2 pseudogenes are annotated in these 2,005 nt (G+C 65.3%); both read right to left on the minus strand.

Annotated features, from left to right (window positions below):
* Positions 1 to 219, minus strand: a pseudogene (locus tag VH499_RS23685) (hypothetical protein); the annotation flags it as partial.
* A 322-nt stretch (positions 220 to 541) separates the two neighbouring features.
* Positions 542 to 1,680, minus strand: a pseudogene (locus VH499_RS23690) (IS3 family transposase); the annotation flags it as partial.
* Positions 1,681 to 2,005: the final 325 nt, after the last annotated feature.

Genomic DNA, 2,005 nt, shown 5'->3' on the forward strand with positions numbered 1-2,005 from the left:
AATTGATCTACCCCGCACCGGGAGCGGAAGGGGCTGCATGCCGGCACTGCGGCGGAACCTGACCGGGGGGTCCTCGGCGATCCGCCATCCATTGGCGCCGATTTCAACGCAACGCCAAAACTCATCCGCCAGATCGAGGTAGATCAGGCCGTCCTGCTCGGCGAGGCGGATCGAGAGCTTGCGCTGCGGACCATCGAACTGGGCCTGCGCCTCAAGCACATTGAGGGCTGCATTCAGCGCGGCATGGCTCGGCGCATCCCAGGTGCGCTCGTAGTATTGTGGACTTGCCCCAGTTTGGTGGACGGTTGAGGGCTTGGGATCAGGGTGTCAGGTCTGACGGCATGGCGCCTCCCTGTGGTCGATCTTTTTGTTCGGCCGAGACCATCTTTTCGTCCCGGCCTGCACTGTGCAGTGGCCCTCGTGTCGAGCGGCGGTCGAGGTCGGCCGGCACCGCGGTAGTGAAGCTGGCGTCGCTGCTTCCAGGCCGCACCTCGACAGGCGCGAGCACGAGGGCAGGATCGCGTGCGGCGGGATCGAAGATCTGTTTCTCGTAGGCGACGGGCGAGAGATAGCCGATGCCGGAATGACGCCGGCGCGAATTATAGAAACTCTCGATGAACGTGAATACGGCGATGCGCGCTTCAGCCTGCGTCTTGAACCGGCGCCTGTCGAGCAGCTCGCATTCGAGCGTGGCGAAGAAGCTCTCCGCCATCGCGTTGTCGTAGGCGTCGCCGACCGATCCCATCGAGGGCCGCACGCCGGCCTCGCGGCAACGCGTGCCGAAGGCGATCGATGTGTACTGCGAGCCCTGGTCGGAATGATGGATCACGCCCTTCGGCCGACGGGTCGTGAGCGCCATGTCGAGAGCGTCGAGCACCAGTTGCGTGGCGAGGCTCGGCGCCATCGACCAGCCGACGATGCGGCGGCTGCAGGCATCGAGGACGACCGCCAGATAGAGGAAGCCGGCCCAGGTCGGGATATACGTTATGTCGGCCACCCACAGCTGGTCCGGTCGCTTCGCCGTGAAGTCGCGCGCCACCAGGTCAGGCGCCTGACGGCCGCCGTCGCGCCGTGTGGTGAGGGTGAACTTGCGGCGGCTGACGCCGGCAAGCCCGGCCAGGCGCATCAACCGGGCGATGCGCTTGCGGCTCACGCCGACACCCGCATCCGCCAGATCGACCTGAATGCGCGGGGCGCCGTAGGTACCGTGCGAGGCCGCGTGCGCCGCACGGATGCTCTCAGTCAGCGCGCCGTCGCTCGCTGCACGCCGTGACGGTGGTCGCTTCGTCCACGCATAGTAGCCGCTGGGGGAGACACCCAGGACGCGGCACATGGTGGCGATCGGATAGACGGCCCGGTACGCGCTCACGAACCGGAATCCTTCGACGGGATCGTGTTCGTCTCCCGAGCGAACCAGGCCGCGGCTTTTGAGAGGATGTCACGCTCCAGCCGCAGCTGCCGGTTCTCGCGTCGCAGCCGGCTGAGCTCATCACGCTCGGCGCTGCTCAGCCCATCGTCGCGCCGGCCGGCATCGCGCTCGGCCTGCGCCACCCAATTGCGGATCGACTGCGCCGTCGGTTCAAACTCTTTGGCCAGTTCGTCCGGCGAGCGGCCGGCCCGCACCAGCTCGATGATCTGCCGGCGGAACTCAGGTGTGTATGGTGGTCTCGTCTTCGACATCGTGGACTCCTGGAACACAAATGTTCGGGTGTCCACCAAACCGGGGCAACTTCATCGCCGTCATTCGCGCCCTTTCGGCGCGCTTGAGCCAACGCTCAGGACTATCAAGAAAGCGAGTCATGAAAACAGACGCAAATATCAACGGCCCCTGACGATGGACCAGCCGTACCGTACTGTCGAGCAAACGTAGGTGGCGCCGATGACTACCCAAAACCGCATTACAATGCCCGCGCTGACGCGGGCTCGCGCCAGCGCCAGCGGTTCATTAGCGATCGGCCTAACGAGTCTCGCGATTACCGTGGATGGTGTTGGCGGCTCTGTTGGC

Source organism: Reyranella sp., from assembly GCF_036558665.1.
GTDB lineage: Bacteria > Pseudomonadota > Alphaproteobacteria > Reyranellales > Reyranellaceae > Reyranella.